The following is a 25,427-nucleotide window of genomic DNA, read 5'->3' as shown; positions in this document are numbered from 1 at the left end:
AATTTCAAATATAAAAATATTTTACATATAAACGTATTTATTTTACTTTTTATCGATATTTTTTATTGAATTGTAAGAATTTACTCTAATAATTGAAGAAATTTTACTTCATCTATAATTTCGATATTTAATTTCTCGGCCTTTTCTCGCTTACTGGGTCCCATATCTGTACCCGCAACCACATAAGAGGTTTTTGAAGAAATAGATGACGATACCTTTCCTCCATTGTCCTCGATTAGTTTTTTTAAATCGTTTCTCGAGATGCTTTCAAAAACACCTGAAACAACAATACTCATACCTTTTAATTTATCGGTTTGGTTGGCTAAAACCGCTTCATCTAATTCAAATTTTAACCCAAACCTTTTTAACCTTTCCAGAATCTTCAGGTTTGCTTCATCATCAAAAAACAATTTGACACTTTCGGCAATTTTCTCACCAATTTCGTCAACTGATTTTAATTCTTCAATATTTGCGGAAGCAATATGTTCCATGTTTTTATAATGTCTGGCCAACTTCTTAGCTACGGTTTCTCCTACATATCTAATGCCTATAGCATATAAAACTCTTTCAAACGGTATTTGCTTAGATGCCTCAATGCCGTTAATTAAATTTTCAGCACTCTTATCAGCCATTCGTTCTAAGGGCACAATTTGCTCCTTTGACAATTCATACAAATCAGAATAATTACTAATTAGACCCTCATTTACAAGTAAAGTCACAGTTTCTGAGCCTAAACCATCAATATCCATGGCCTTTCTTGATATAAAATGTTGTATTCTTCCTACTATTTGAGGTTTACAACCGTTATAGTTAGGACAATAATGTTGTGCTTCGCCTTGAGTTCTTATAAGTTCTGAACCGCATTCAGGGCAATTTGCTATGTATTGCGTTGGCTGAGAATGTTCATATCGCTTTGAAAAATCTACTGCAATAATTTTTGGTATAATTTCGCCGCCTTTTTCTACAAAAACAGTATCACCTACTCTAACGTCCAATTTCGCAATAATATCGGCATTATGCAATGAGGCTCTTTTTACAATGGTTCCCGCTAGTTCAACCGGTTCTAAATTGGCCACAGGTGTGATGGCACCCGTTCGACCAACTTGATAGCTAATGGAATTTAAAACCGTACTCACCTGTTCGGCCTGAAACTTATAAGCCATGGCCCATCTGGGCGATTTAGCCGTAAAGCCCAACTCGTCTTGCTGGGCAAAACTATTAACCTTAATTACCACACCATCAATTTCGTAAGGTAAATCGTGACGGCGTTTGTCCCAATAATTAATATAATCTAATACCTCATCTATTGAATTCACCAACTTAGCTTCAATTGGAACTTTAAAACCCCAATCGCGTGCTTTTTGCAGGCTGGCAAACTGATTGTCAACATTTAAATTATCGGACTTAATACTGTAAAGCAAACAATCTAACGGCCTCTTAGCAACCTCGCTGCTATCTTGTAATTTTAAACTTCCGGAGGCCGTGTTACGCGGGTTTCGATAAGGTTCTTCGCCTATCTCAATGCGCTCTTCATTCATTTTATTAAAGCCTTCGAGCGGCAGAATAATTTCACCTCTTATTTCAAACTCATCCGGATAATCACCATTCAATTTTAAAGGTACAGATTTTATTGTTTTTACATTGGTGGTAACGTCGTCGCCTTTTTCACCGTCACCACGTGTAACCGCACTATGTAATAATCCGTTTTTGTAAGTTAAATTAATTGAAGCGCCGTCGTACTTGAGTTCGCAAGTGTATTGAACATGTCCGTCAACCATTTTCTTAATGCGGTTTTCCCAATCCAGTAAATCTTCGGTTGAGTACGAATTTGAAAGTGAGTACATTCGATTTTTATGCATCACTGTTTCAAAAGTTTTGGTAATGCCACTACCAACACGCTGACTTGGCGAGTTTGGATCAAAAAACTCAGGGTGTTGTTCCTCTAATTTCTGCAAGGTTTCGAGCATTTTGTCAAACTCAAAATCTGAAATAACAGGATTATCAAGCACATAATAATTGTAATTATGCTTGTGTAATTCTTCTCTTAATTTTAAAATAGTCTCTTCTACTGACATTAAATCGTACAAATTATTAGGGTTTTACGGCTTTTATCATTCTAAAATTACCAAATAAATCTTTTTTAAATTCAATTAATTCAAAATTATAGATTTCTATGAGATGCAGCATCTCTTTGCTTAAATATTGATTAATTTCCATGATTAATAATCCGCCCGATTTTAAATTTTGCAATGACAATTTAACAATGGCTTCATAAAATCTTAGCGCGTCGCTATCAGGCACAAACAATGCTAGTGATGGTTCAAAATTAAGCACGTTTGGTTTCATTTCAACTTTCTCTAATTCTCTTACATATGGCGGATTAGATATAATTAAATCGAATTGATTCTGAAATAACTCAGCATTAAAATCCAAGTTAAAAACGTCGGCCTTTACAAATTCTACATCAACTTGAGAAAGTTTAGCATTCTCTCTGGCTACATTTAAAGCCTGATCACTTATATCGATTGCATAAACTTTTGATTGTTTTAAATATTTGGCTAAACTAACGGCTATACATCCCGAGCCCGTACCAATATCTAATATCTTAAGGTTAGTTTTTGGCTTATCCATAAGCTTTATGGCCCAATCAACCAACTCTTCGGTCTCTGGACGCGGAATTAAGGTGTGTTGGTTTACTTTAAATATAAGTCCGTAAAAATGCGCAACGCCTGTAATATATTGCACGGGCTCGTGTTGCTGTAATCTTTCGATTACTTCTGAAAATAATTGAGAATTTGATTCTGAAAGTTCGATACTTTTATTAATAGAAACATTTAACCTGTTATATTGAAGAAAATGATCTGCAAGGCTATAAAAAATAGCATCAACTTCGTTTTGGTCATAAACCGAACTTAACTCACTATGGAATTTTTCTTGAAGCGCTGCTAAAGTCATATATTTTTAATCATCCAAACTGTACAAGAATAGTGACCGGTATCGCCCATTGGCCCGTCAATATATTTAAAACCTACTTTATTGTATAGTTTTTGGGCATCTTTCATATACGGCATAGTTTCAAGATAAACTGTTTTAAAACCTGCACTTTTTGCAAATTCTAAACAAATAGTCATCATTTGTAAACCTAAGCCTTTTCCTCTGGCTTCAGGTAAAAAATACATTTTTTGAAGTTCACAAACTGGCCCATTGTAATTATCAAGTGGTGCAATTCCGGCACCTCCTATAATCTCGTCATTAAGTTCAATTACAAAATACCGGGCTGATTGTTGTTGATAATTTTCAAACATGCTATCCAGTGCCTTATCGGCATAGGCCGTGCCAACTTTGGGTACACCCATTTCGATTAATACCTTGCGAATGGTTACAGCAATTTTCGCGTTATCATCCGGTTGAATTGGCCTGATGACATAATTATTGTCAGTCACTTAAATGTATTATTTTTGTTTTGATTTTTTCGGCATGAAGATACATGAAAAATACATAAAACGTTGCATAGAAATTGCCAAAAACGGCTTGGGCAGCACCGCTCCAAACCCTATGGTAGGCTGCGTTATTGTGCATAAAGATCATATTATTGCCGAAGGTTATACCAGCCCATACGGTGGAGCGCACGCCGAAGTTAATGCTATTAATACTGTTAACAATAAGTCTTTATTAAAAGAAAGTACTTTATACGTTACGTTAGAACCATGTTCACATTATGGAAAAACACCACCTTGCAGCGATTTAATCATAAAACATCAAATTAAAACTATTGTTATTGGTTGTTTAGATAGTAATCCGCTGGTGGCCGGCAAAGGTATCGAAAGACTGCGAGCATCAGGTTGCGAAGTCATAGTTGGCGTTCTTGAAGATGAATGTAAATTACATCACAAACGCTTTTTCACTTACCATAACAAAAACAGACCCTATATTATATTAAAGTGGGCACAAACTCTGGATGGGTTTATAGCACCTTTGTCAAAATCTCATAAATTGCCTGTTTGGATTACCAATGCCTATTCGCGTCAATTGGTGCATAAGTGGCGTGCAGAAGAACAAGCAATTCTTGTTGGAACAAACACAGTATTGGAAGATAATCCAAGTTTAACGGTTAGAGACTGGTGCGGAAAAAATCCCATCAGAGTTGTTATGGATCAATTTAATAAATTACCACTTACGGCCAATATTTTTAATAATCAAGCAAGAACAATTATAATTGGAAGTAAAAACCAAAATTTAATTTCTAATACTAATATTGAAACTGTTTTTATTGATTGGAAAGATCAGGCCAACATTGCCAAACAAATTTGTAGCGTCTTGAAAAACTTAAACATTAATTCAATTATTGTTGAAGGTGGACACCAAACGCTTCAAACTTTTATTGCTGAAAACTTATGGGATGAAGCCAGAGTTTTCACAGGTAGTAAAATTTTTGAAAACGGTTTAAAGGCACCAGAATTTAAAGGCAGAACAATTTACAGTCAACTTATTCTTGACGATAACTTAACTATCTATTTAAATGATTGACACGTTGATATTCGATTTTGGTGATGTATTCATCAATCTGGACAAAAAAGGCGCTCACCAAAGTGCCTTACAAATATTAAGAACCTATGACATTCCTAACATCGTTACCAAAATGAATCAACAGTATGAAACGGGTTTAATTAATGATGAAATATTTTTACAGTTTTACAAGTCTCATTTTCCATGGTTGAATAACAATTTAATCATTGAAAGCTGGAACAGCATGATCAAAGATTTTCCTAAATACCGATTAGATTTTTTAAAACAATTGAAAAACGAAGGTCATTTTAAACTTATTTTACTGAGCAACACCAACCATATTCACATAAATTATGTTAAGGCAACCGTGCCATTTTACGATGAATTTAAAGCTTGTTTTGATTGGTTCTTTCTTTCTCACGAAATAAACTTAAGAAAACCCAATGCCAACATCTACGAATTTGTTTTAAAAACAACTAACACAAATCCGGAAAAGGCACTTTTTATTGACGATACAGAAGAAAATACTATTGCTGCTGAAATGCTTGGTGTCAATACATGGAATATCAATCCCGAAACTGATGATATTATAGAGTTATTTACAAAACAAGCCCATCTATTTTGATATATCTAATATTTAGTATACTCTCTTCAACGGCTATTTTTATTTTGTTCAAACTTCTTAATATTTACAAAATAAATACCCTTCAGGCCATTGTTGTAAATTATTTTGTTGCTGCAACGGTTGGCTTTTTAAGCTATGACAACATTATTAATTTTGAGGTTATCTACAATTCCAAGTGGTTTGTTGGGGCTGTAATTCTAGGCTGTTTGTTCATTGCCATATTTAATGTTATGGCCATTACTGCACAAAAAAATGGTATTTCCATTGCATCGGTAGCAAGTAAAATGAGTGTTATTATTCCTATTATTTTTGGAATCTACATCTACAATGAAAAAGCTGGTTTTCTTAAAATAGCCGGTATATTGGTAGCTTTAATAGCAGTTTATCTGGCTTCGATTAAAACCAAAGAAAACCAACCATTAACCAAATCTATTCTTCTACCAACCATTTTATTTTTTGGATCGGGAATTATTGAAACCTCCTTAAAATTTATTGAAAGTAATTATGTTGAAAGCAATGGCATACCCATTTTTTCTGCAACTATTTTCGCCTGTGCTGCGGCGGTTGGTTTTGCAATTCTTATTTTAAAGTTTTCAACCAAAGCTATAATGCCTGATTTTAAAAGTATCCCGGCAGGTATAGTACTCGGAATAGTGAACTACTACTCTATTTATTTCTTGCTCAAAGCACTTCAGTACAATGGCAGCGAAAGTTCTACCATCTTTACGCTTAATAATGTTTCTATTGTGATGCTAAGTTCGGTTTTAGGATTTGTTATTTTTAAAGAGCGTTTGAGTTTAAAGAACATCACAGGAATCATTTTAGCTGTTCTATCAATTATTTTAGTAACTTCTGCCTGATGGAAGACACTTATTTAACAATAGAAAAACCTACCGAACCAACTTTGTTTAAAGATAAAAGTAGCAAGTTTTACGGTTATGCTTTTCCTGTTTTAAATGAAGAAATGGCCAAATTACACATCGACCATTTAAAAACAGCACATAAAAAGGCCAACCATTGGTGCTACGCCTACAGATTAGGTGTCGTGAATATGCAATACAGAGTTAACGATGATGGCGAACCAAACAATTCAGCCGGTATGCCTATTTACGGGCAAATTCAATCTTTCAATTTAACAAATGTTTTGGTGGTAGTTGTTAGATATTTTGGTGGTGTTAAGCTTGGAGTAGGCGGTTTAATTAATGCCTATAAATCTACAGCTCAGTTAGCCCTTGAGGATTCTGTAATTATTGAAAAAACAATCAGTCAATGTTACGGTCTGATTTTCGAATATAAAAACATAAACACAGTAAAGAGAATTATAAAAGACTTTCAACTTAAAATCCTGAAACAAGAATTTAATGAGCAGTGTTATGTTGAATTCGAAATTAGAAAGACCGATGCAGAGAAAGTCGAATCTATTTTAAAAAGCCACTTTGAGCTCGAAATAACTCCTCTAAACGATTAATTTTGCAGTTTATCTAAAAGATATTGGGGGCATCTTGTAGGCCTATTCCTGTTAATATCCACAAAAGCCAAAACAGTATTTCCTTCAACTAAAAGATCACCGCTCTCATTTAAAATTTCGTAATTAAATTCTATGGTAACCGAGGGCATTTTAACTAAAGAAGTTTTAACAGTAATCAAGTCATCATAAGCTGCTGACTTTTTATACTTTATATGAAGTGAAATCACAGGCAACAGATAGCCTTCTTCTTCCATTTGCTTATAAGTAATACCGAAATTTCTTAGCCACTCGGTTCTTCCAACCTCAAAATATTGCGCGTAATTACCATAGTAAACCACTCCCATTTGATCGGTTTCTCCGTATCGTACTCTTATCTTGAACTCACTAATATTAGAATTTTCTGACATTTGCTTTAAAATAAATTTTGTACTTTCATCCCGGTTAAACGTGGAAAAAAATTAATTAAAAAACAACCCTATTTGATTTTTTTTTTAAGAATTTTGTTCACATATTTGTCTCGAACAAATAACCAAAGAGAAATTCCAATTCTCTTTTTTTTTGCTAATCTAACTAACAACAAAAGTATCAAATTAGAATGGATGTAACTGCGCAATCGGTTTGGAATAATTGCCTCGAATTTATAAAGGACAATATACAACCTCAGGCCTACAAAACCTGGTTTGAACCTATTAAGGCAGTAAAGCTTACGGAAAATGCACTTAACATTCAAGTGCCCAGCAAATTCTTTTACGAATGGCTTGAAGAACACTACGTTAAAATCTTAAAAGTAGCATTAACTAAAGAGTTGGGTGAGTCTGCTAAACTGGTTTACATTATTAAAATGGAAAACACCTATGGCAACAAACAACCTTATACCGAGCGTATTCCAAGTACCCAAAGAACAGCAGTAAAGGCACAAGACGTTGACGTACCTTTTAACAATAAAAATCCGGAATTAAAAAATCCCTTTGTAATTCCGGGTATTAGAAACATTAAAATTGAATCTCAGTTAAATCCCAATTACAGTTTTGAAAATTTTCTTGAAGGTGATTCTAACAGGCTGGCGCGAAATGCCAGTATTGCGGTAGCCAATAAACCGGGTGGTACCTCATTTAATCCACTGCTTATTTTTGGCGGTGTAGGTTTGGGAAAAACCCATTTAGCGCACGCCATTGGGGTAGATATTAAAGATAAATATCCTGAAAAAACGGTACTTTATATTTCGGCTGAAAAGTTTACACAACAATACATTGAAGCCGTTAAAAAGAATAATCGCAACGACTTTATTCACTTTTATCAAATTATCGACGTTTTAATTATTGACGACGTTCAATTCTTCTCAGGCAAAACCGGAACACAAGATGTTTTCTTTCATATATTTAATCACTTGCATCAAAACGGAAAACAGGTGATACTCACCAGTGACAAAGCACCCGTAGACATGATAGATATAGAACAACGTTTGCTATCCAGGTTTAAATGGGGATTGTCTGCCGAATTACAAACTCCCGATTTTGAGACACGTGTTTCTATTCTCAGAAACAAATTGTATCGAGACGGCGTAGAGATGCCCGATGATGTTGTTGAATACGTAGCAAAAAACATTAAGACAAACGTACGTGAACTGGAAGGTGCTATTATTTCGTTAATTGCGCAATCATCTTTCAACAAAAAAGAAATTACTTTAGGCCTTGCCCGCGAAATTGTAGAAAAGTTTGTAAAAAACACAAAAAGAGAAGTCTCCATAGATTATATTCAAAAAGTGGTGTCTGATTATTTTCAAATGGATATTAACACCTTACAGTCTAAAACCAGAAAGAGACATATTGTACAAGCGAGACAGCTGGCCATGTTCTTCGCCAAGAAATACACCAAAGCCTCATTAGCCAGTATTGGCTCCCAGATTGGTCAAAGAGATCACGCAACTGTATTACACGCTTGTAAAACAGTTGACAACCTTACTACCACCGATAAACAATTTAGAAAATACGTAGACGACCTTTCTAAAAAATTATCAATGTAAATTCCTATTATGACCAGAATTTTAATGGTTTGTTTAGGAAATATTTGTCGTTCACCACTGGCACATGGCATTCTTGAGTCTAAGTTACCATCTGATAAATTTTATATTGACTCTGCCGGAACAGCAAGTTATCATATTGGTTCGCAACCCGACAGAAGATCGATTACTGTAGGAAAGCAAAATAACATCGATATTAGTTACCAGTCGGCCAGGCAATTCTCGGTTACTGATTTTGAGAGGTTCGATATTATCTATGCTATGGACCAGTCTAATTACTCCAATATTTTAAGTCTAGCACAACACCAAGATCATGCAAAAAAAGTAAAACTAATTATGGATGAAAATCCATTCTCTGATATTAAAAATGTACCGGATCCTTACTACGGCGACATTAAAGATTTTGAAGCTGTCTTTAAACTTCTAGATGAAACCTGCACCATTATTGCCAATAGTTTGGATACATAAACTAAATTGATTCAGTTATTTTTAATTAATTAAAAACAGAGCAAACCATAAAATAAATTAACTTCTCTTGAAAAAAGGCAAACTATATCTCATACCAACAACTTTAGGTGATAATGCCCCATTTGAAGTATTACCTATAACAGTTAAAAAAGCCATTGAGGATATTGATCATTATATTGTTGAAACAGAAAAGGTAGCCAGACGATTTATTAAAAACATTTACCCGGGCAAGTCACAACCAAAGTTAACCATCTATCATTTAAATAAATTTACCAATACCGAAGAAATGATACATTACTTAGATGTTTGCGATCAAGGTATTTCAGTAGGTTTATTGTCCGATGCCGGTTGCCCGGCTATTGCAGACCCCGGTGCAGATATTGTAAAACTCGCACATGATAAAGGTATTGAGGTAATTCCGTTAGTGGGTCCGTCTTCAATTTTATTAAGTATGATGGCTTCCGGTATGAACGGACAAGGATTTTCTTTTAACGGCTACCTCCCGATAGATAAACAAGATAGAAAGCAAAAAATTAAACAATTAGAAAAACTATCTAAAGAGCTCAACATGTCGCAATCATTTATCGAAACACCTTATAGAAATAATCAAATTTTTGAAGAATTGCTTAAGACATTACATCACGATACCCGTTTGTGTGTGGCATGCGATATTACCTTGAATACGCAGTTTATCAAAACAACAACCGCGGCAAAATGGTCTAAAATAAAAGTGGACCTTCATAAAAGGCCCACCATATTTATTATTCATAAAGACTAAATCTTATAACATTGCCCTGGCCTTTTTATTAGGCGCAATGGTTGAAGTGTCATAACCTGAAAATCTTTTCATGTAATAAGCAACCGAAGATCCGTAAGCATCGCTAACGTTGTTATCACCTTGACTACGTAAAAATCTTTGAACACTTCCCGCACCAGCAAGATGCGCAGCGGCTAAAATACCCGATTCGGTAATCTTTACATTATTAATTACTTTTCCGTCGTATTTTTTGATGTCCTTTCTTAAAATCCATTTATTACGTTGCAAATTTGCCAAAAATGCTCGCTCTTGTAGTTCAGGAGAGTACAAAAAAGCGTCAGGATTGTAAATTCCAATAAGTTGCAAAGTTTCGGCACCAAACTGATATTTACCTAAATATCCAAAGTCATTTACCGAAAAATAATTCCCGCGAGATTCTTTGAATCCAACAGCCTCTTTAAAAGCAACATAAGTTTTTCCTAAATAAGGCATATAATGTTCCAAAACACTCTCTGAAGCATTAAACACTTCTATATCGTGTTCTAACATTGCCAAATCGTGAGAAACTGTAAAATGTAAGTCTAAACCTTCAGTAGAGTATTCACTAAAGTCTGTTTCGCTACCGGAATAAAATCCGGTGAAAAGGGCAGCAATTATTGCCAGAGGGATTGCAATATAATTAAAGCATTTTTTAATCATAATAGCTTTTTTTAGTAAAGCAAAATTTCCCCAAATAAGCTTTACAAATTCAGCCTGCAAAGATAATACTATTTGTTGATTTAACAAAAAACAAGGATTAACGACGTTTAAAAGTAGATATAATGCAGTTTTACAACACCTTTGCCATTAATTTCGAGTGCAGGAAATGGCATCTTGATAAGGTTAAAAACATCAAATAAAGTTCGTAGTAAGTGAGAATTTGTTTTTATTTTAGTTAAATCAACATCCAAGCTCAGGTAAAATTGCCTGTATCTCTCCGGACTGATTATACCATCTAATAAATCATCTTCTTCAGCAGTTAACATACCTTCAGCGCCATAACCAAAGGCAACATTCAACCATTTTGGCAACCTAGATTCTTTAAAAAAGGAATGTAAATTAAAACTCAACCAATAGGTTTGCCCATTGTAATCTTTAAATATTTCTTCCGATAATCCATTGCCTAGTGTCTCGGGTCTGAGCGAAGCATATTGCGTTTGGTGAAATGAGAATTTAAGTGCTATTCGCTGTTCCTTCCAAAGTAATTCTTGTCCTGCATACAAACCGCCTCCTAAGGCATTAGCAGCCATGTCGCCCCATGAAAATCCCCACTCTTCCGAAAAGCCATCCATAATTTCTATGGCCGTTAAAAATCCCATTGCCATGCCGGTTCCGTAAATAAGTTGTGTGTTTTTCGAAACACCAGCCCAATTTAAACTATTGGCTCCTAGCCTACTCAGCTGATAGGCTGAAAATGCATGACCTGCTTTATCAACCTGTAGCCAATGGCTGTTATCATTAACACTTTTAAATCTACCTCGTTCGAAATCTGAATACCACAAACGATCTAATGCTAATATGGAAGTGGCCGACAAGGTTGTTTGAGTGGCTATAACAAAATTTATTCTTGCTTTATGAAGTGTATCACTAGGTTTTAAAAATGACGAATTTTGGCTAAAAGCAAAAAAAGGTAAAACAAACAAAAAAACCTTGAGCATTATCGCAAAATTCCATTTTTGGATAGGTAATTTTGATACGCCCTGGCATTTATGTTGTGTTGCTGAAGTGTTTTGGCGAATTTATGAAATCCGGGGCGTTCGGCATCGGCTGCAAAATAAAGATAGTCGTGTTTTTTGTAATTTAACACGGCATCAATAGCAGAAATATCGGGCATGGCAATTGGCCCGGGTGGTAATCCTAAATTTTTATAAGTATTATAAGGCGACTCGATAGTTTTATGGACATTTAAAACACGCTTAATCACCACATCTTTATATTGCGGAAGTTGATAGGCCGCAAATTTTAACGTTGGATCTGCCTGTAAAGGCATTTTAATGCGTAACCTGTTCATATAAACACCAGCAATTATAGGCTGTTCTTCTTTTTGTTTGGATTCTTCATGAACAATAGATGCTAAAGTGATGACTTGGTTCTCTGTCATTTGGATAGCATTCAAAGCTGATTGTCTTGTACTCCAGAATTTTTTGAACTCGATTAGCATTCGTTCTCTGAATTGCTCGGCAGAAGTATTCCAGAAAAACTCGTAACTATTCGGTATAAATACACCTAATACAGATGCTTCGTTAATACCTGCAGTCTTAAAAAATGATTCATCCTTAAAACTGTCAAGTAGACTCAAACTATCTGCTTCAATTTGAACAGCAATTCGGCCTGCTAAATTTTCTAAAGTATTTTGATTGTTAAATGAAACTCGAACCGGTAAATTCTTACTTCGTAAGGTATTGATAATATCGTTGTTGCTCATGTTTTTAACAATAGCATACTTACCGGCTTTAACGTTATTGATATATTTTTTTTGTTTTGCTAACGATGTAAAAGTCTCGCTATTTTTCAACAACGGCTCTAATTGCGCTTTAACCTCATTAAAATCGGCCTCTGATTCAATAAAAATATAAGCTTTTTCATTTTGAAAAGCAGTGTTAGGCGCAATCATAACATTGTAAACGTAGTAGGCGAAATAAGCGCCAATACCAATTCCAATTAGAGCGATAAAAAGTAAAATTTTTTTGATATACATGTTATGCATTTATAATTTGAAACATTAAAACAGATTTATAGGTGCCATTAGTATAAACCCAGTCTTTTTTTACACCAATTTCATTAAAACCAACAGACTTGAACAAATTTAAACTATCGTTATTATCTTCGGTAATATCGCAATACAACTGGTGCAATTGCAGAAATGAAAAGCTGTAGTTAATTAAAACTTTAAGTGCGTCTTTTGCGTATCCTTTACTACGATTAAGCTCATTAACAATCACAAGACCAATGCCGGCTCTCCTGTGTTGCGCATTAAAATCGAACAAATCTATAAAGCCTATCACGGCATTATCGGGTAAACAAATAGCCAATCTAAGCTGCTTGGCATCGTATATATCCCGATGAGATTCGTCTATATATTGCTTAAGAATATGTTTAGAAAAGGGTGTAACGGTGTCGCTAACATACCAAAGGTCGATTTTATTCTCGGTGTTATATAAAATATCCAAGTCACCGGGTTCTAAGGCCCTTAAAATAACTTTATCACCAACGAGATTCACCATTCAATTTCTCCTTTAAATACCTGAACAGCAGGTCCAATAAGCCAAATATTATGATAGCCTTTGCCGGAAGAATCAAATTTTACCTGTAAATCACCACCTTCGGTAATGAGTTGAACGGTTTGTTCGGTGGTTTTTTTGTTGGCATGCATAGCCAATGCAACAGCCGTCACACCGGTGCCACAAGAAAACGTCTCATCTTCTACGCCTCTTTCGTAAGTTCTAACTTTAAATGTGTTGTTTGAAAGTTGTTCAACAAAATTAATGTTACAACCGTTAGCCTTATACAAATCACTGTATCTTATGGCTGCGCCATCCAACTTGACATTAATATCTGAAACATTTTCTGCCATTTTTACGTGATGAGGCGAACCGGTATCTAAAAATGTAAAGTCGTTGTTACTATTGATTGATTCAACATCTTGCATTTTTAAACTCACAATACCGTTATCATCAATTTGGGCCTCGTGTAGACCATCAATAGCTTCAAAAGTTGTTTGATTATCAATTATTTTTAAATATTTTGCAAAGGCGGTGATGCATCTGCCGCCATTTCCACACATAGAACTTTCATTACCATCTGCATTAAAATAAACCATTCTAAAATCATATTTAGGATGATTTTCTAACATGATAAATCCGTCAGCACCAATGCCAAAACGTCTATCACACCAGTGCGCAATTTTTTTGGTATCATTTTTGCCAATTTTAAACAAACGATTATCAACAATTATGAAGTCGTTTCCTGTACCTTGATATTTGTAAAAAGTTAGTTTCATCTGGCGCAAATATAGCAATTATACACGGGAAATTATGTTGTTAAATAGTCGTTAAACTTAAAAATCAATTTTAATAAAACTATAATTTTAACGTTGAAGTTGAAACAAAAAAACACGTAATTATGAAAAAAATGCTTTCTGTTTTAGCGGTGGCTTTTCTAGGCGGTGCCATTGCACTTACCGGTTACATTTATTTAGAAGATTCAAATAAACATCAGGTTATAACAACTGCAATTGAGCAGCAACCTGGTTTTATTCCTGCGAATTTCAGAACCTCAGACAGCGCGTATTTTGAAGACACACCAAACTTCGTTACAGCTGCCGAGAAAACCATTGATGCAGTTGTTCATGTTAAAAATACAGCCATTGTTTCGGCACCAACAAGCTTAAGCGATTTATTTTTTGGAAGACAGTCGCAGCGCGCTCAAGTAGGCACAGGTAGTGGCGTTATCATTTCTCCCGATGGTTATATTGTAACCAATAATCATGTTATTGAAGGCGCCAGGGAAATTTCAATCACCACCAACGACAATAGAATTTTACCCGCAACTTTGGTTGGCACAGATAACAAAACCGACATTGCCTTACTAAAAGTTGAAACGGATACAGACCTACCTTATGTAACTTTTGGCAATTCAGACGATGCCAAAGTTGGTGAATGGGTTTTGGCAATTGGCAATCCATTTAATTTGACATCTACAGTGACGGCCGGTATTATTAGTGCCAAGTCAAGGGATTTAACCGGAAGATACGAGCAGGCTTTTATACAAACCGATGCTGCTGTTAATCCTGGTAACTCAGGCGGGGCCTTGGTTAATATTAATGGAGAATTAATAGGAATTAATACGGCCATTTCGTCAAGAACCGGGTCTTATATTGGTTACGCTTTTGCTGTACCAAGTAACATTACCAGAAAAATCATTAACGATATTCTGGAGTACGGTAGCGTACAAACAGGTATTTTAGGTGTTGTTGGCGGTTCATTGAACAGCGAATTAGCCGAAAAATACAACACCAAAGAAACCGAAGGCTTTTATGTGGAAGATATAGAATCTAATTCAGGTGCTGAATTGGCAGGATTGAAAAAAGGTGATATCATCAAACAGGTTGATAACATTAAAATATCAAAATTCACCGATATGAAAGGTTATTTAAAAACAAAACAACCCAACGATGTTGTTGAAGTTAAATTTTTAAGAAACAATAAACTCAACACTACCAGTGTAACATTAGCCAAACGAACCACTACAAATTTTGGCATCGTAGGTACACTTAAAGAGCCATCAAAAGACGAACTCAAAAAATTTAAGCTGGATTACGGATTAAAAATTGAAAAACTCACCGAAAATCAGCGATTGAGAGATGCCTGGATTCAAAATGGCATTAAAGAAGGAACGATTGTCACTAAAATTAACAATCAAAAAATTTACAACATTGACGATGTGGAAAGAATTAAAAGTGAGCTTTCACCTTACGAAGCCGTAACTGTTGAAATTATCAATAGCAACGGTGAAAAGGAAAAATATTACTTCCAGAATTAGTATTTATATCTTATAAACTTTCTAAAACACCTCTATTTTATCACTTAAATTAGAGGTGTTTTTTTATAGCAAAAAACACTTACGAAAACGTTTGAAATATATTATTTTTGCGAAAATTTTACAATCAAATACATCAACACCACATGAACAACCTAACACCATTTGAAAAAGAAATTGCCTTTCAGGCCGACAGGCGAAGAGCTACCGTAGAATTCATCAAAATAGTAAACGATTTATGGTATGATAAAGCAATTGAGCTGGTGCTCTTCAGAAATCAGCTTATAGACAAAAGCGTGAGCGAAATTTTAAATTTACACGAATATGCCGGAAATTTTGTTCAAAAACCCATTTCAATTTTTGATTCGGTCGATATTTTAAAAGCCATTAAAACTCTTGATATTCCGCAGGCGAAATTAGACATTGGTAAACTCACCTACGAATTTCAAATGGCAGAATCTAAATATAACAATGCAACCGCCTTTGTAGCCGATAAGCTAAAAGATTCTGTAAGCTATAAAGCTGTTAAACCAAAAGACGTTGTACTTTATGGATTTGGTCGTATTGGCCGACTTGTTGCCCGTGAGCTTATGGCAAAAACCGGAAAGGGCAGTCAGCTTCGATTAAGAGCTATTGTTACCCGAGGAACACTAGATCAAACCATTTTAGAAAAAAGAGCTGCATTATTAAGAAATGATTCTGTACATGGTAATTTTCCAGGAACAGTTAGCACCGATATTAAAAATGAGTCGTTAATTATAAACGGCACTACCGTTAACATAATTTCAGCTAACAACCCCGAAGATATAGACTACACAGCCTACAATATTAAAGATGCTCTGGTGATTGATAACACCGGCGCCTTTAGAGATAAAACGGCACTTTCAAGACATCTTAAATCTAAAGGTGTTGACAAAGTATTGTTTACAGCACCGGGAAAAGAAATTCCTAACATTGTTCATGGCGTTAACCACCTGGAATACAATCCCGACAAATACGATATTTTTTCGGCGGCCTCATGTACCACCAATGCCATAACACCCATTTTAAAAGTTATTGAAGAAAATTTAGGTATTAAATCGGGCCATATTGAAACTATTCATGCCTACACTAATGATCAAAATCTGGTAGACAATTTTCACAGTAAATACAGACGAGGCCGCGCAGCGGCACTCAACATGGTAATTACCGAAACCGGAGCCGGCAAAGCCGTTAGCAAAGCACTACCGCAATTAGAAGGTAAACTAACCTCAAATGCAATTAGAGTGCCGGTGCCCAATGGTTCTTTAGCTATTTTAAATTTGGAGGTTAACAACATTACTTCTGTAGACCAAATAAATAATTTGATTAAAAAATATGCACTTGAGGGTGACTTAGTTGAACAAATTAAATTTGAGATGAGCGACGAATTGGTTTCGAGTGATATTGTAGGATGCTCCGCTCCTTCAATCTTCGACAGTAAAGCCACCATTGTGAATACTAACGGTAATAATATTGTTTTATATGTTTGGTACGATAATGAATATGGTTATAGTCATCAGGTAATCAGGCTGGCTAAATACGTTTCGAAGGTGAGGCGATACTCCTATTATTAAAATGTTCTTTTTATAGCCTAAGGGCTCTGATTGATAAATTTATATGATTCAATTTCAAAAATAAAATTCAAGTTATCAAACAAACTCAAGGACTTTATTTAAAGTAATTTGATGTTTTTTTAATTGGTAAACGAGATTGGTTGCAACGAAAATTCCACCTCTCAAATTTTGAAGCTATTATTTATTTTAGAATCATAAGTTTCTAAGCATTTGAAATTTTCAGATAAGATTCTGTTTAAATGCACAATGAAACATAAATTTTTAAGTTATATTTTTTATATTGCCAACTCAATAAGATCCTAATCCGGAAATAAAATGAAACACCAATTCAAATTTATCACCTTAATTTTTAGTTTTTTAGTTGTTTTTAATGTAACTGCTCAACAAACCGACGAAACATCAGAAGAAGATAAATTATCACTCACTGAAGGCGATGTTGAAAATCAATTTGAATACGTAATTCAGCGTTCTAATAACTATCAAGACTATAAAGTTGTGAAGAAAGTTTGGCTTCAACAACTCAAATCGCATGTCATGGACTCTTTGAATCAGGTGAAAAGTGAGGTTGTAAAAAGTTCACTGGTAATTGAACAACAGAGTGAAGAATTGTCTAAATTAAAAGACGATTTAAATAGTACAAAATTAAAACTCGATAATACAATTACCGAAAAAGATAGCATGCAGTTATTTGGTTTACAACTCAGTAAAACAGGATATAGCACCATCATGTGGGCGGTTATTGGTGTTTTATTATTAATGTTATTCTTGTTTATTTATAAATTCAACGCCAGTAATTCAATAACAAATTCAACTAAGAAAAAACTCGTAGAAGTTGAAGAAGAATTTGAAGAACACCGCAGAGTTGCATTAGAGCGCGAACAAAAAGTAAGAAGACAACTTCAAGACGAAATAAACAAGCAAAAACCGCGTAAATAATATCAAATGCGTATAGATATTATCACGGTATTACCTGAATTACTTAAAAGTCCGTTTGAAGCATCCATATTAAAAAGAGCCATTGACAATCATTTAGTTGAAATACATTTCCATAATTTAAGAGACTATACCTCAGATAAATATAAATCTGTAGATGATTACCAATTCGGTGGTGGCGCAGGCATGGTAATGCTCATAGAACCAATAGATAAGTGTATCTCTAAACTAAGAGAACAACGCACCTACGACGAAATTATTTACATGACGCCCGATGGCGTTACCTTAAACCAACAAATAGCCAATCAAATTTCACTTTGTGAAAATATCATTATTCTATGCGGCCATTACAAAGGTGTAGACCAAAGAGTTAGAGATATGTTTGTAACCAAGGAAATTTCAATTGGAGACTACGTTCTCTCTGGTGGTGAATTAGCTGCAGCAGTTTTATGCGACGCCGTTATACGTTTAATTCCAGGAGTACTAGGTGATGAAACTTCGGCATTAACCGATTCATTTCAAGACAATCTTCTAGCGCCACCCATCTATACAAGACCCAGAGAATACAAAGGTTATAAAGTTCCTGAAATTTTATTTAGCGGAAATTTTCCTGAGATTGAAAAATGGAGAGACGAGCAGTCTTATCAAAGAACTAAGGAAAGAAGACCGGATTTGTTGTCTGATGAACATTAATTTTTTTCTTTACAATATAAAAAGTCAATTGACTCTTGTAGATTAAGGAATATTGATTATTTTTGCAGCCAATTTAAATTAACCTCTGGCGATAATCGTGAATGTTGGTTTGAATAAACTTTTTTAAATATTCAAAAATGAATCCTTTAGTAAAATTTGTACAAGACGAATTTATCCAAAAAAAAGAGATACCAAACTTTGGTGCCGGTGATACCATAACCGTTTACTACGAAATTCGCGAAGGCGAAAAAGTAAGAACGCAGTTCTTTAAAGGTGTGGTTTTACAAAGACGCGGCACAGGTGCAACCGAAACTTTCACCATTAGAAAAATGTCTGGTGACGTGGGTGTAGAAAGAATTTTTCCATTAAATCTACCTGCACTTCAAAAAATTGAAATCAATAAGAAAGGTAAAGTTAGACGTGCTAGAATATTCTATTTCAGAGGTCTTACAGGTAAAAAAGCCAGAATTAAAGAAGTTAGAAAATAATTCTATGCTATTCATATTTAAAGCCTCGCAAACGCGGGGCTTTTTTATTAACAAATGTTAATAAAGTAGGTTTATAAAATGTGTATATCTAACGACCTAAAAAATTTGGAATTTTAAAATAAGCTCATACATTTGTTAAACATTTAGCAACAAAGTTAATTTGGTTTTGAGAGTAATTTCAAATTTATGTTAAATGTTTGTAAAGTAACGTTCTTTATATATTGGTTTGTTTTTTGAGATTTGGAGGCGGCGCGTGTAGGCGTGTTAAGTCGTAAAAATCAAGAAGCATCGTTAAAGTTACACTCCGTTGTAAATTTGATGTTGTGGAAAGCCGAAAGTAACGTGAAATTAGTTTTGCGGCTGCAATTAGGTAATGTTTAGGAACGGTTTGTTGTTGCGAAAGTGATAGAAACAAGATTAAACATCAAGAAAAACAAGTCAAGAAATGAAAAGTTGTTAGTAGATACATTTTGAAAGCAGGTTTCATTTCACCTTGAAATAGTCAATTTGGTAGGTTCTAAAAAATTAATGTAAATTAATTAGTCAACTTCGGTTGAAATTACAGACTAAAAACTATTTCAAAGAAAGCCATGTCATAGCAGTTCGCTGCAGTGATATGGCTTTTGTATTTTAGTCTACAATTATTCTTTCCTTCAATTGCAAAAACCACTTGGTTTAAAAGGGTTTCAAGGCCTAAAAATTTGTATATTTGCAGCCCACTAAATAATTCAATTTTTTACTTCAAAAACAATGACAAAAAAAGGAACTATTTTCTATACGAAAACAGATGAAGCTCCGGCATTAGCAACAAGATCATTACTACCCGTTGTAAAAGCCTTTACCAAAACAGCAAACATAAATATCGAACTTAAGGACATTTCTTTAGCCGGTAGAATAATGGCTGCTTTTTCTGATTACTTATCAAAAGAACAACAACAGGAAGATGCCTTAACATTTTTGGGAGAATTGGCTAAAACTAAAGAAGCTAACATCATAAAGTTACCAAATATCAGCGCTTCTGTGCCACAATTAAAGACTGCTATTAAAGAGCTTCAGGAAAACAATTATAATATCCCCGATTACCCTGATACACCAGCAAATGATAAAGAACGTGAAATTAAAAACAGATACGACAAAATAAAAGGGAGTGCCGTTAATCCGGTACTGAGAGAAGGTAATTCAGACAGAAGAGCACCTAAAGCGGTAAAAAACTTCGCCAAAAACAACCCGCATTCTATGGGAGCATGGCAAAAAGATTCGAAAACACACGTTGCCACAATGCGGTCTGGCGATTTCTTCCACAATGAAAAATCAGTAACCCTAGATAAGGCTACCGAAATAAAAATTATTTTTACTGATAACAAAGGAACCAATACCACTTTAAAAAATTACTTTCCAATTCTTGAGGGCGAAATAATTGATGCCACTTATTTGAGTAAAAATCAATTATTAGATTTTTTAGAAACTCAAATTAAAGACGCTAAAGAGAAGAATGTGCTGTTTTCTTTACACATGAAAGCTACCATGATGAAGGTTTCTGATCCTGTTATCTTTGGTCATGCCGTAACCACTTATTTTAAGCCGGTTTTTGAAAAGTATGCTCACGTATTTTCTGAATTAGAAGTAGATCCAAATAACGGTTTTGGAAATGTTTTAAGTAAAATAGAAACCTTACCGCAAAACCAAAAAAACGAAATTCTAAAGGACATTAATCAAGCCTTCAATGACGGTCCTGATGTTGCCATGGTGAATTCAGAAAAAGGCATCACCAACCTTCATGTACCAAGTGATGTGATTATAGATGCTTCAATTCCGGCGATGATAAGAACTTCTGGAAAAATGTGGAATAAAAACGGACAACTACAGGACACAAAAATTGTAATTCCTGATAGTAGTTATGCAGGTGTTTATGATGCAACCGTTAATTTCTGCAAAGAAAATGGCGCTTTTGATCCCACCACAATGGGAACTGTACCCAATGTTGGTTTAATGGCTCAAAAAGCTGAAGAATACGGTTCTCACGATAAAACCTTCGAAATAATATCTGGTGGCAAGGTAAGTGTTGAAGATAAAAATGGTAAGGTCATATTTGAGCACCAAGTAGAAGCCGGAGATATATGGCGTATGTGTCAGGTAAAAGATGCACCAATAAAAAATTGGGTAGAATTAGCAGTTAAAAGAGGTAAAGCTTCAGGAATGCCTATAGTTTTCTGGCTTGACCAAAATCGTGCGCATGATGCACAAATCATTACCAAAGTAAAAACATATCTATCTCAGCTTAATACTGATGGAGTTCAAATAGACATCATGTCTCCAGAAAATGCCGCGTTACATACTCTAAAAAGAGTAAAAGAAGGCAAAGATACTATTTCGGTAACCGGAAATGTTTTAAGAGATTATCTTACAGATCTATTTCCAATATTAGAGGTTGGTACCAGTGCTAAAATGCTATCTATTGTTCCATTAATGAATGGCGGTGGCTTATTTGAAACCGGTGCCGGCGGATCTGCTCCAAAACACGTTGAGCAGTTTAATCAAGAAAATCATTTAAGATGGGATTCTTTAGGCGAATTTTTAGCGCTTGCAGTTTCTTTGGAACATGAAGCAGATTCAAATAACAATCAGAAAGCCCAAATTTTGGCAGATGCCTTAGATCATGCAACCGAAAAACTGCTGAACAATGGCAAATCTCCTTCAAGAAAAGCCGGTGAAATTGATAATCGTGGCAGTCACTTTTATCTATCCCTATATTGGGCTGAAGCATTAGCAAATCAAGACAATGATACTCAACTAAAAGAGACTTTTTCGAATGTTTTTAAACAGCTCAAAGAAAACGAAACTCAAATCATTTCCGAATTGAATAACATACAAGGTCAACCCGTTGATATAGCCGGCTATTATTTCCCAAATGAAACATTAGCAAATAACGCTATGAGACCTTGTGAGCTTTTTAATCAAATCATTACCAATATATAATAACATTATTAACTTACTGTTAAAAGCTCTCTGCAACTGGGAGCTTTTTCTATTTTTGTTTAATTCTTAAAAAGCAAAGATGAACAATAAACAATTAGGAATACTTTTCCTAGTTTTTTTTATGGGCTTATTCGTCCAGTCCCAAAGTAAATTTACTTTAAGAGGAACCATAACTGATGCCAGCACCAACGAAACGCTTATTGGTGCGACAGTTATCATTACCGAGCTACAAACCGGCACCACCACAAATGAATACGGATTTTTCTCAATTACCCTACCCGAAGGAAATTATAACATACAAGCATCTTACATTGGTTACAGTACTATTAATAAAACTATTGAATTACGAGAAAACATTACCTTAAACTTTGCTTTAAACGAAGAAGCCCAAAGTTTAGATGAGGTGGTTATCAAAGAAAATGTCGAACGCATCAACCTAAAGCGTCCACAAATGAGCCTCAATGCGCTATCTATAAATACTATTAAACAAATTCCGGTGGTATTGGGTGAAGTAGATGTGGTGAAAGCCATTACCTTACTTCCCGGTGTTACCAATGCCGGAGAAGGATCTTCGGGGTTTAATGTTAGAGGTGGCGCGGTAGACCAAAATTTAATTTTATTGGATGAAGCCACCATTTTTAATTCTTCGCATTTATTTGGTTTTTTCTCTGTTTTTAACCCTGATGCCATCAAAGATTTAAAACTTTACAAAGGCGGCATACCTGCTAAGTACGGTGGCAGAGTGTCTTCTGTACTCGATATTTATCAAAAAGAAGGTAATAGCAGTGAATTTAAAATGAATGGCGGTATTGGTTTAGTATCAAGCAGATTATTAGCCGAAGGCCCCATTGTAAAAGACCGCGGCTCATTTTTATTTGCAGGCAGAAGCAGCTATGCGCATTTATTCTTACCTCTTTTTGACATAGATAACAGCGCTTATTTTTACGACTTAAATACCAAAATAAGCTACCGATTAAACGAAAACAACAGTATCTATGTTTCGGGATATTTTGGCAGAGATGTTTTTGAAATATCAGATAGTTTTCAAAATACCTATGGTAATTCGGTGCTAAACTTTAGATGGAACCATTTGTTTAATGATAAGTTATTTGCAAATCTCTCTTTAATTTACTCCGATTATTACTACGGTCTAAAATTAAACTTCGTTGAATTCGACTGGAATTCAGGAATTCAAAATTTTAACATTCGTTACGATTTGAAACACTATTTATCGCCTAAGCTAAAATTAGAATACGGTTTAAACAGTATTTATTACAGTTTTAATCCGGGAGAAATTAGACCAACTACTGAGACTTCGGGTATTAATCCGTTTGACCTTACTAAAAAATACGCTTTCGAAAATGCTGCATATATTGATGCCGAACAGCAAATAAGTGATCAATTTTCAATTTCATACGGATTGAGATTGAGTTCTTTTTTGAGATTGGGACAAGACGAATTAAATGTTTACGAAAACAACCAAGCCGTTGTCTTTAACCAGGAACTTCAAATTTATGAAAAAGCCAGACCCATTGGCACTGAAAGTTTAGATAGAACCGATGTAATTGCTTCGTTTTTTAATTTCGAACCGCGTTTTTCCATGGCCTATCAATTAAATCAAAACGCTGCTGTTAAGGCCAGTTATAACCGAATGAGTCAGTATTTACACTTGTTATCCAATACCACTTCTCCCACACCACTCGATGTTTGGGCACCAAGCGGTAATTTTATAAAGCCACAACTCTTAGACCAGTATGCCATAGGGTATTTTAAAACTTTCGATAATGATAACTACTCGCTTGAAATTGAAAGTTTTTATAAAACCATCCAAAACAGAATAGATTATATTGACGGTGCCGATTTAATTGCCAACAATGCCATAGAGCAAATTGTTCTAAACGGAAGAAGCCGTGCTTACGGACTTGAATTTTTGCTTCGGAAAAACGAAGGAAAATTTAAAGGATGGTTAGCTTACACCCTTTCAAAATCTGAACAACAAACACCCGGAAGAACAGCACTGGAAACGGGTATTAATAATGGCGAATGGTACAGTACGCCTTGGGACAAAACTCATGATATATCTGTAACAGCCAGTTATGACTTGAATCCTAAATGGAGCTTTAGCAGTAATTTTGTGTTTCAAACAGGCTTACCTGTAACGTTTCCAAACGGACAGTATATCTACAACGGCTTATCAATTCCAAGTTTTGAATCAAGGAATGCCAGTAGGTTGCCAAGTTACCACAGGCTTGACATTTCTGCCATTTACAACCCAAAACCTAACAGTACAAAACGTTGGAAGGGTCAGTGGGTTTTTAGTATTTACAATGCTTATAATCGCCAAAACGCGGCTTCAATTAATTTTAGACAAGATAGAAATACCGGTCAAAATGAAGCTGTAAGGTTAGCGATTTTTGGTGCTATTCCTTCTGTAACCTATAATTTTAAATTTTAAAAAATGAAACCTCTAATTATACTCTTAATCATTTTTTTAAGCTTCACTTCTTGTGAAGAGGTTATAGATGTCGACTTAAATACCGAAGCACCAAGATTGGTGATAGAAGCGTCTATTAACTGGCAAAAAGGTACTGCCGGTAATGAGCAAAGCATAAAACTTTCGCTCACCGCACCGTTTTTTTCAGAGACTATTCAACCTGCTAATAACGCCGTAGTCTATATTACAAACAGTGCCAACGAACAATTCACTTTTAATGAAATTGGTAACAGTGGCGTTTATATTAATAATAATTTTGTACCGATCATTGACCAAACTTATAACCTAACAATCATATACGAAGATGAAATCTACACGGCCACCGAAACACTTAAACCGGTGGTTCCTATAGATTTTGTTGAACAAAATAATGAGGGTGGTTTTAGTGGTGAAGAAACCGAACTAAAAGCATTTTTCCACGATCCGGCCGACGAAGAAAATTATTACTTTTTTGAGTTTATAAGCGATATTCCTGCCATTCCTAGTCTGGAAGTCTATAACGATGAATTTACCAATGGAAACACAATGTTTGGTTTTTATACTGAAGAAGAATTAAGTGCCGGTGACGAGGTAACTATTAGAATTCACGGCACTTCAGAACGCTTTTACAATTTTATGTTTATTTTATTGCAACAAATCAGCGAAGAAGGTGGTGGACCCTTTGAGACGCAACCTGCTACTGTTAGAGGTAATGTCATTAACCAAACCAATCCTGATCATTTTCCTTTTGGCTATTTTAGACTGTCAGAGATGGATGAGTTTATTTATGTTGTTCAGTAAATTTAACGTGTATCTACTTGTAGCATAATCTTTAATCAACAAGTTAA

24 protein-coding genes are annotated in these 25,427 nt (G+C 34.9%); 15 read left to right on the top strand and 9 right to left on the bottom strand.

Annotated elements, in window-relative coordinates:
- Positions 1–80: 80 nt before the first annotated feature.
- From ligA to FJ651_RS11980, 3 genes are read right to left on the bottom strand one after another with little or no spacing between them, the layout of a single operon-like run.
- Positions 81–2,075: an NAD-dependent DNA ligase LigA gene (gene ligA, locus FJ651_RS11990; protein ID WP_140990777.1), complete on the bottom strand. Its 1,995-nt coding sequence runs from the start codon at positions 2,073–2,075 to the stop codon at positions 81–83.
- A gap of 16 nt (positions 2,076–2,091) precedes the next feature.
- Positions 2,092–2,955, bottom strand: a complete 864-nt coding sequence (gene prmC / locus FJ651_RS11985) for a peptide chain release factor N(5)-glutamine methyltransferase (protein WP_140990776.1) — start codon at positions 2,953–2,955, stop codon at positions 2,092–2,094.
- A complete protein-coding gene (locus FJ651_RS11980) occupies positions 2,952–3,443 on the bottom strand; it encodes a GNAT family N-acetyltransferase (RefSeq protein ID WP_140990775.1) in 492 nt (163 codons plus the stop codon). The genes prmC and FJ651_RS11980 overlap by 4 nt, the downstream gene beginning before the upstream one ends.
- A 34-nt stretch (positions 3,444–3,477) precedes the next feature.
- On the opposite strand from FJ651_RS11980, the gene ribD reads away from it, so the two are divergent.
- The 4 genes from ribD to FJ651_RS11960 are packed head-to-tail and all read left to right on the top strand — an operon-like array spanning position 3,478 to position 6,599.
- On the top strand, positions 3,478–4,527 hold the full coding sequence (gene ribD, locus FJ651_RS11975) for a bifunctional diaminohydroxyphosphoribosylaminopyrimidine deaminase/5-amino-6-(5-phosphoribosylamino)uracil reductase RibD (protein ID WP_140990774.1): 1,050 nt from the start codon (positions 3,478–3,480) through the stop codon (positions 4,525–4,527).
- Complete coding sequence (locus FJ651_RS11970; protein ID WP_140990773.1) at positions 4,520–5,131, top strand: HAD-IA family hydrolase; 612 nt, start codon at positions 4,520–4,522, stop codon at positions 5,129–5,131. Before ribD ends, FJ651_RS11970 begins: the two co-directional genes overlap by 8 nt.
- Entirely contained in the window at positions 5,128–5,991 is an 864-nt protein-coding gene (locus FJ651_RS11965) for an EamA family transporter (RefSeq protein WP_140990772.1), read from the top strand. The genes FJ651_RS11970 and FJ651_RS11965 overlap by 4 nt, the downstream gene beginning before the upstream one ends.
- A complete protein-coding gene (locus FJ651_RS11960) occupies positions 5,991–6,599 on the top strand; it encodes an IMPACT family protein (RefSeq protein WP_140990771.1) in 609 nt (202 codons plus the stop codon). Before FJ651_RS11965 ends, FJ651_RS11960 begins: the two co-directional genes overlap by 1 nt.
- On the opposite strand, the gene FJ651_RS11955 is transcribed toward FJ651_RS11960, so the two are convergent.
- Positions 6,596–7,006: an acyl-CoA thioesterase gene (locus FJ651_RS11955; protein ID WP_140990770.1), complete on the bottom strand. Its 411-nt coding sequence runs from the start codon at positions 7,004–7,006 to the stop codon at positions 6,596–6,598. The two genes, FJ651_RS11960 and FJ651_RS11955, sit on opposite strands and share 4 nt — an antisense overlap.
- A gap of 188 nt (positions 7,007–7,194) precedes the next feature.
- Between FJ651_RS11955 and dnaA the strand changes: the two genes are divergently transcribed.
- The 3 genes from dnaA to FJ651_RS11940 all read left to right on the top strand — a co-directional run bounded on the left by dnaA (position 7,195) and on the right by FJ651_RS11940 (position 9,865).
- On the top strand, positions 7,195–8,622 hold the full coding sequence (gene dnaA / locus FJ651_RS11950; protein ID WP_140990769.1) for a chromosomal replication initiator protein DnaA: 1,428 nt from the start codon (positions 7,195–7,197) through the stop codon (positions 8,620–8,622).
- 9 nt (positions 8,623–8,631) lie between these two features.
- The gene (locus FJ651_RS11945) at positions 8,632–9,087 is read left to right on the top strand and encodes a low molecular weight protein-tyrosine-phosphatase (RefSeq protein WP_140990768.1); all 456 of its coding nucleotides are present in this window, start codon (positions 8,632–8,634) and stop codon (positions 9,085–9,087) included.
- A gap of 67 nt (positions 9,088–9,154) precedes the next feature.
- Entirely contained in the window at positions 9,155–9,865 is a 711-nt protein-coding gene (locus FJ651_RS11940; protein ID WP_140990767.1) for an SAM-dependent methyltransferase, read from the top strand.
- 3 nt (positions 9,866–9,868) lie between these two features.
- Here the strand turns inward: FJ651_RS11940 and FJ651_RS11935 are convergent, their stop codons facing one another.
- The 5 genes from FJ651_RS11935 to dapF form a co-directional block, all read right to left on the bottom strand.
- The gene (locus FJ651_RS11935) at positions 9,869–10,543 is read right to left on the bottom strand and encodes a peptidoglycan-binding protein LysM (protein ID WP_140990766.1); all 675 of its coding nucleotides are present in this window, start codon (positions 10,541–10,543) and stop codon (positions 9,869–9,871) included.
- Positions 10,544–10,650: 107 nt separating this feature from the next.
- Positions 10,651–11,541, bottom strand: coding sequence for a DUF2279 domain-containing protein (locus FJ651_RS11930; RefSeq protein ID WP_140990765.1), 891 nt, complete (start codon positions 11,539–11,541; stop codon positions 10,651–10,653).
- Positions 11,541–12,581 carry an endolytic transglycosylase MltG gene (gene mltG / locus FJ651_RS11925; protein ID WP_140990764.1) on the bottom strand — a complete coding sequence of 347 codons (1,041 nt, stop codon included), beginning with the start codon at positions 12,579–12,581 and terminating at the stop codon, positions 11,541–11,543. The genes FJ651_RS11930 and mltG overlap by 1 nt, the downstream gene beginning before the upstream one ends.
- Position 12,582: 1 nt before the next feature.
- A complete protein-coding gene (locus FJ651_RS11920; protein ID WP_140990763.1) occupies positions 12,583–13,107 on the bottom strand; it encodes a GNAT family N-acetyltransferase in 525 nt (174 codons plus the stop codon).
- Positions 13,101–13,883, bottom strand: coding sequence for a diaminopimelate epimerase (dapF, locus tag FJ651_RS11915; protein WP_140990762.1), 783 nt, complete (start codon positions 13,881–13,883; stop codon positions 13,101–13,103). The genes FJ651_RS11920 and dapF overlap by 7 nt, the downstream gene beginning before the upstream one ends.
- Before the next feature lie 122 nt (positions 13,884–14,005).
- Between dapF and FJ651_RS11910 the strand changes: the two genes are divergently transcribed.
- The 8 genes from FJ651_RS11910 to FJ651_RS11875 all read left to right on the top strand — a co-directional run bounded on the left by FJ651_RS11910 (position 14,006) and on the right by FJ651_RS11875 (position 25,380).
- Positions 14,006–15,424, top strand: a complete 1,419-nt coding sequence (locus FJ651_RS11910; protein ID WP_140990761.1) for a S1C family serine protease — start codon at positions 14,006–14,008, stop codon at positions 15,422–15,424.
- A gap of 143 nt (positions 15,425–15,567) precedes the next feature.
- Positions 15,568–17,016, top strand: coding sequence for a glyceraldehyde-3-phosphate dehydrogenase (locus tag FJ651_RS11905; RefSeq protein WP_140990760.1), 1,449 nt, complete (start codon positions 15,568–15,570; stop codon positions 17,014–17,016).
- A gap of 315 nt (positions 17,017–17,331) precedes the next feature.
- Positions 17,332–17,952: a tRNA (guanine-N1)-methyltransferase gene (locus tag FJ651_RS11900; RefSeq protein WP_140990759.1), complete on the top strand. Its 621-nt coding sequence runs from the start codon at positions 17,332–17,334 to the stop codon at positions 17,950–17,952.
- Positions 17,953–17,958: 6 nt separating this feature from the next.
- Positions 17,959–18,642: a tRNA (guanosine(37)-N1)-methyltransferase TrmD gene (gene trmD / locus FJ651_RS11895; RefSeq protein WP_140990758.1), complete on the top strand. Its 684-nt coding sequence runs from the start codon at positions 17,959–17,961 to the stop codon at positions 18,640–18,642.
- A 137-nt stretch (positions 18,643–18,779) separates the two neighbouring features.
- Positions 18,780–19,130, top strand: a complete 351-nt coding sequence (gene rplS / locus FJ651_RS11890; RefSeq protein ID WP_140990757.1) for a 50S ribosomal protein L19 — start codon at positions 18,780–18,782, stop codon at positions 19,128–19,130.
- Positions 19,131–19,880: 750 nt separating this feature from the next.
- Positions 19,881–22,106 carry an NADP-dependent isocitrate dehydrogenase gene (locus tag FJ651_RS11885; protein ID WP_140990756.1) on the top strand — a complete coding sequence of 742 codons (2,226 nt, stop codon included), beginning with the start codon at positions 19,881–19,883 and terminating at the stop codon, positions 22,104–22,106.
- Between the two features lie 79 nt (positions 22,107–22,185).
- A complete protein-coding gene (locus FJ651_RS11880) occupies positions 22,186–24,561 on the top strand; it encodes a TonB-dependent receptor (RefSeq protein ID WP_140990755.1) in 2,376 nt (791 codons plus the stop codon).
- 3 nt (positions 24,562–24,564) lie between these two features.
- A complete protein-coding gene (locus FJ651_RS11875; protein WP_140990754.1) occupies positions 24,565–25,380 on the top strand; it encodes a DUF4249 domain-containing protein in 816 nt (271 codons plus the stop codon).
- Positions 25,381–25,427 lie beyond the last annotated feature (47 nt).

Source organism: Paucihalobacter ruber (genome assembly GCF_006494535.1).
Taxonomy (GTDB): domain Bacteria; phylum Bacteroidota; class Bacteroidia; order Flavobacteriales; family Flavobacteriaceae; genus Paucihalobacter; species Paucihalobacter ruber.
This window is presented reverse-complemented; position numbering and strand designations above follow the sequence as displayed.

Coding starts and splice junctions, on each gene's coding strand:
- ligA (WP_140990777.1), bottom strand. CDS start 2,075: ATGTCAGTAGAAGAGACTATTTTAAAATTAAGAGAAGAATTACACAAG.
- prmC (WP_140990776.1), bottom strand. CDS start 2,955: ATGACTTTAGCAGCGCTTCAAGAAAAATTCCATAGTGAGTTAAGTTCG.
- ribD (WP_140990774.1), top strand. CDS start 3,478: ATGAAGATACATGAAAAATACATAAAACGTTGCATAGAAATTGCCAAA.
- FJ651_RS11970 (WP_140990773.1), top strand. CDS start 4,520: ATGATTGACACGTTGATATTCGATTTTGGTGATGTATTCATCAATCTG.
- FJ651_RS11960 (WP_140990771.1), top strand. CDS start 5,991: ATGGAAGACACTTATTTAACAATAGAAAAACCTACCGAACCAACTTTG.
- FJ651_RS11955 (WP_140990770.1), bottom strand. CDS start 7,006: ATGTCAGAAAATTCTAATATTAGTGAGTTCAAGATAAGAGTACGATAC.
- dnaA (WP_140990769.1), top strand. CDS start 7,195: ATGGATGTAACTGCGCAATCGGTTTGGAATAATTGCCTCGAATTTATA.
- FJ651_RS11945 (WP_140990768.1), top strand. CDS start 8,632: ATGACCAGAATTTTAATGGTTTGTTTAGGAAATATTTGTCGTTCACCA.
- FJ651_RS11935 (WP_140990766.1), bottom strand. CDS start 10,543: ATGATTAAAAAATGCTTTAATTATATTGCAATCCCTCTGGCAATAATT.
- FJ651_RS11930 (WP_140990765.1), bottom strand. CDS start 11,541: ATGCTCAAGGTTTTTTTGTTTGTTTTACCTTTTTTTGCTTTTAGCCAA.
- mltG (WP_140990764.1), bottom strand. CDS start 12,581: ATGTATATCAAAAAAATTTTACTTTTTATCGCTCTAATTGGAATTGGT.
- FJ651_RS11920 (WP_140990763.1), bottom strand. CDS start 13,107: ATGGTGAATCTCGTTGGTGATAAAGTTATTTTAAGGGCCTTAGAACCC.
- dapF (WP_140990762.1), bottom strand. CDS start 13,883: ATGAAACTAACTTTTTACAAATATCAAGGTACAGGAAACGACTTCATA.
- FJ651_RS11910 (WP_140990761.1), top strand. CDS start 14,006: ATGAAAAAAATGCTTTCTGTTTTAGCGGTGGCTTTTCTAGGCGGTGCC.
- FJ651_RS11905 (WP_140990760.1), top strand. CDS start 15,568: ATGAACAACCTAACACCATTTGAAAAAGAAATTGCCTTTCAGGCCGAC.
- FJ651_RS11900 (WP_140990759.1), top strand. CDS start 17,332: ATGAAACACCAATTCAAATTTATCACCTTAATTTTTAGTTTTTTAGTT.
- trmD (WP_140990758.1), top strand. CDS start 17,959: ATGCGTATAGATATTATCACGGTATTACCTGAATTACTTAAAAGTCCG.
- rplS (WP_140990757.1), top strand. CDS start 18,780: ATGAATCCTTTAGTAAAATTTGTACAAGACGAATTTATCCAAAAAAAA.
- FJ651_RS11885 (WP_140990756.1), top strand. CDS start 19,881: ATGACAAAAAAAGGAACTATTTTCTATACGAAAACAGATGAAGCTCCG.
- FJ651_RS11880 (WP_140990755.1), top strand. CDS start 22,186: ATGAACAATAAACAATTAGGAATACTTTTCCTAGTTTTTTTTATGGGC.
- FJ651_RS11875 (WP_140990754.1), top strand. CDS start 24,565: ATGAAACCTCTAATTATACTCTTAATCATTTTTTTAAGCTTCACTTCT.